Source organism: Erwinia sp. PsM31 (assembly GCF_030433775.1).
GTDB lineage: Bacteria > Pseudomonadota > Gammaproteobacteria > Enterobacterales > Enterobacteriaceae > Erwinia > Erwinia aeris.
This window is the reverse complement of record NZ_JARUWZ010000055.1, coordinates 1-3,575: the sequence shown is the minus strand read 5'-3', so window position 1 is coordinate 3,575 and position 3,575 is coordinate 1. Positions and strand designations below refer to the sequence as shown.

Below are 3,575 nucleotides of genomic sequence, written 5' to 3'. Positions count from 1 at the left end.
AACCGCCGACCCCCTCCGTGTAAAGGAGATGCTCTACCAACTGAGCTAATCACCCCCGCTGTGTGGAGTCGCATTATAGGGATCGCGCAAAATGAGTCAACGATTTTTAGAAGGAAAAATTGCGTTCGTCTTAAAATTAAACAAGATGTTGCGATTTCAGGCAAAAGCGTCACGGCGCCGTCGGCTTTTGCAGCAAAGGCGGCGCGAAAGCAGGGGATTGCCGTTGAGGATTCATCTTGTGATGATAGAATGTTGCCCACTTTATTCTGGATTTATCAGAGCTCCCCGCTTCTGATAGCGTAAAAAGGCAGCTGTTAATGAAAATCAAAACCCGTTTCGCACCCAGCCCGACGGGCTACCTGCACGTTGGCGGCGCTCGTACCGCGCTTTATTCCTGGCTGTTTGCCCGTAACCAGGGCGGCGAATTCGTGCTGCGTATAGAAGATACCGATCTGGAGCGCTCCACCCAGCAGGCTATCGACGCGATCATGGACGGCATGAACTGGCTGAACCTGGACTGGGATGAAGGCCCGTACTATCAGACCAAACGTTTCGATCGCTACAATGCAGTGATCGATCAGATGCTGGAAGCGGGCACGGCCTACAAATGCTACTGCTCCAAAGAGCGTCTGGAAGCGCTACGCGAAACGCAGATGGCGAACAATGAAAAGCCACGCTATGACGGTCGCTGCCGCGACAGCCACGAACACCATGCCGATGATGAGCCTTGCGTAGTGCGTTTCCGCAATCCGCAGGAAGGTTCGGTCATTTTTGACGACCAGATCCGTGGCCCCATCGAATTCAGCAACCAGGAGCTGGACGATCTGATCATCCGCCGTACCGATGGTTCGCCGACCTACAACTTCTGTGTCGTGATCGACGACTGGGATATGGAAATTACCCACGTTATCCGCGGTGAAGATCATATCAATAACACGCCTCGCCAGATCAACATCCTGAAAGCGATCGGCGCACAGGTGCCGGTTTACGCGCACGTCTCCATGATCCTGGGCGACGACGGCAAAAAGCTTTCCAAACGTCACGGCGCCGTAGGCGTGATGCAGTATCGCGACGACGGTTATCTGCCGGAAGCGCTGCTGAACTATCTGGTGCGTCTGGGCTGGTCGCATGGCGACCAGGAGATCTTCAGCATTGAAGAGATGAAGCAGCTGTTCGATCTGGATGCGGTCAGCAAATCCGCCAGCGCCTTCAACACCGAAAAACTGCAGTGGCTGAACCATCACTACATCACCACGCTGGCGCCGGAGTACGTGGCGACGCATCTGCAATGGCATATCGAGCAGGAAAATATCGATACCCGCACCGGCCCTGAGCTGGCTCAGCTGGTTCGTCTGCTTGGCGAGCGCTGCAAGACGCTGAAAGAAATGGCCGCTTCCTGCCGTTACTTCTACGAAGACTTTGCAGAGTTTGATGCGGATGCGGCGAAAAAACATCTGCGTCCCGTAGCCCGTCAGCCGCTGGAAGTGGTTCGTGACAAGCTGGCCGCCATCAGCGTCTGGAACGCGGAAAACGTGCATCAGGCTATTCAGTCCGCTGCGGACGAGCTGGAAGTGGGCATGGGCAAAGTCGGCATGCCGCTGCGCGTTGCCGTTACCGGTGCAGGCCAGTCACCTGCGCTGGACGTGACGGTAGAAGCAATTGGTCAGTCGCGCAGCGTTGCGCGTATCGAAAAAGCGCTGAGCTGGATTGCGGCTCGCGAAGCGCAGGCTTAATCCTCTAAATAAAAGAACCGGCATCAGCCGGTTCTTTTTTCAACGTGCAACCTGCTCGGCAGGCGTGGAAACCTACTTCTCAACCTGAGAAATATCCAGCCGTTGCAGCATACCCTGAATGCCTTCACGTAACAGTAATGCATAAAGCTTCTCTTGTTCATCGCTGTTCATTTGCTGAATAGAGGTCATTAGCAGAGCGGGAAGAGAGTTTTGCGTGACGCGATAGGTGGCGGTCGGCTCGGCGACGTGGCGGGTGGATTTCAGGAAATTTCTTACATTCTCATCAATATGGATCATACGGGCCTTGCCGCCCTGTACGCCGGGCTTGGGTACGGTCGTCCATTGCTCTTTTTTAACCCATTTATTGATAGTCTGACGGCTGAAACCTGTTTCCTGTGCCAGTTCTTCCGGCGTTAACCATTCCTTTTTCATTATGCAATATCCTTTTTGCGTTGATATGTAACGGACATATATTACAGGAATTTATTGTTCGAACAACTAACAGGCAAGACTAATCTGAGCAGATAATTAGCAGCGGGGAGAAATGATATTTCCCCCTGCCGGGCGGCAGAGGGAAGAAAGCCTTACTGTGGGGTAGCAGCAGACTGATTTTGCGGACGATAGGCGATGTAGTAAGCCAGACCGACAAATACCGCGCCACCGACCGTATTGCCCAGGAAAACGGCAGCAAAATTAGGCAGGTAGTCGGCCCAGCTCAGCTGGCCGGCAAAAATAGCGGCCGGGATAATAAACATGTTCGCCACCACGTGCTGGAAGCCGATAGCCACGAACGCCATCACCGGGAACCACATGCCAAAAATCTTACCGACCATGTCTTTACTGGCGAACGCCATCCAGGTCGCCAGACACACCAGCCAGTTACAGCCGATACCGGAAATGAAAGAGTGCATAAAGTCGGCGTGGACTTTGGCCGAGGCGATAGCCACGGTCTTTTTAAGGTAGTCGCCTTCGGTCATGCCAAGCACATGGCCAAAGAACCATGCTACGGCTATGCTGCCGATAAAGTTGGCAATGGTTACCCAGAACCAGTTACGCACTACGCTAAAGCCGCTGACCTGACGGGCGAACCAGGCGATCGGCATGGTCATCATATTGCCGGTCAGCAGCTCACCGCCAGCCAGCACGGTCAGAATAATCCCCACGGGAAACACCGCTGCGCCAAGCAGGCCGCCAAAGGAGCCCCAGTTAGCGGGCAGCTGATTAATAACGTGCAGATCCAGCAGGAAGCCGGTGGCGATAAAAGCCCCTGCAATAAAGCCGAGGATCAACAGGGTAGGGACAGACGAACGACTTTTGGCGATACCAGCCTGAATAGCGACCGCCGCAATTTCTTTAGGTGAGTACAAGGACATAGTGGCTCTGATTCTGGTGTAGTGAAAGAAAGAATGGCCGAATCCGTCGCGTTATACGCGCGCATCCAGCGCTGAGAAGGGTTCGGCATTCGAAAACGCGGGAAGTTTTGCACGAGATTTTAACAAAAACAAGCGCAATTAAGCGCACAATTAACGCTCTGTTTACAGGATTAAACCCGACGCACTGTGATTGCCGCGGGAACGTTGCCGGATTGCATTCACGACACCATTTGATCGCTGACATAACGGCGATTAAGGCGGATTATGCTGTGTGGCAAAAGGTGCGGATGCGGCCTTTTGCATCGCTTTGGCCGCTTTTTCAGCGATCGAACACAGATTGGCATTTTGCCGTTGACACGTTCGGCCCCGTTTCATATTATGCCCGCCGTCAAGACGACAAAGGTTTTTCGGCTCGGGGGTATAGCTCAGCTGGGAGAGCGCTTGCATGGCATGCAAGAGGTCAGCGGTT

At 53.6% G+C, this 3,575-nt stretch carries 5 protein-coding genes; 2 read left to right on the top strand and 3 right to left on the bottom strand.

The genetic code is table 11. From position 1 onward, the window contains the following. Positions 1 to 303 (top strand): hypothetical protein (locus QCD69_RS22355; protein WP_301253560.1); only part of this gene is annotated, 303 nt, incomplete at its 5' end. A gap of 14 nt (positions 304 to 317) precedes the next feature. Next, complete coding sequence (gene gltX, locus QCD69_RS22350) at positions 318 to 1,733, top strand: glutamate--tRNA ligase (protein WP_253459503.1); 1,416 nt, start codon at positions 318 to 320, stop codon at positions 1,731 to 1,733. A gap of 72 nt (positions 1,734 to 1,805) precedes the next feature. Here the strand turns inward: gltX and QCD69_RS22345 are convergent, their stop codons facing one another. From QCD69_RS22345 to QCD69_RS22335, 3 genes are all read right to left on the bottom strand, one after another. Continuing rightward, complete coding sequence (locus tag QCD69_RS22345) at positions 1,806 to 2,165, bottom strand: YfeC-like transcriptional regulator (protein ID WP_253459506.1); 360 nt, start codon at positions 2,163 to 2,165, stop codon at positions 1,806 to 1,808. Between the two features lie 152 nt (positions 2,166 to 2,317). Further along, a complete protein-coding gene (locus QCD69_RS22340; protein WP_125290868.1) occupies positions 2,318 to 3,106 on the bottom strand; it encodes a formate/nitrite transporter family protein in 789 nt (262 codons plus the stop codon). A 252-nt stretch (positions 3,107 to 3,358) separates the two neighbouring features. Next, positions 3,359 to 3,575: hypothetical protein (locus QCD69_RS22335; RefSeq protein WP_301253559.1), on the bottom strand; the 217-nt coding region annotated here is incomplete at its 5' end.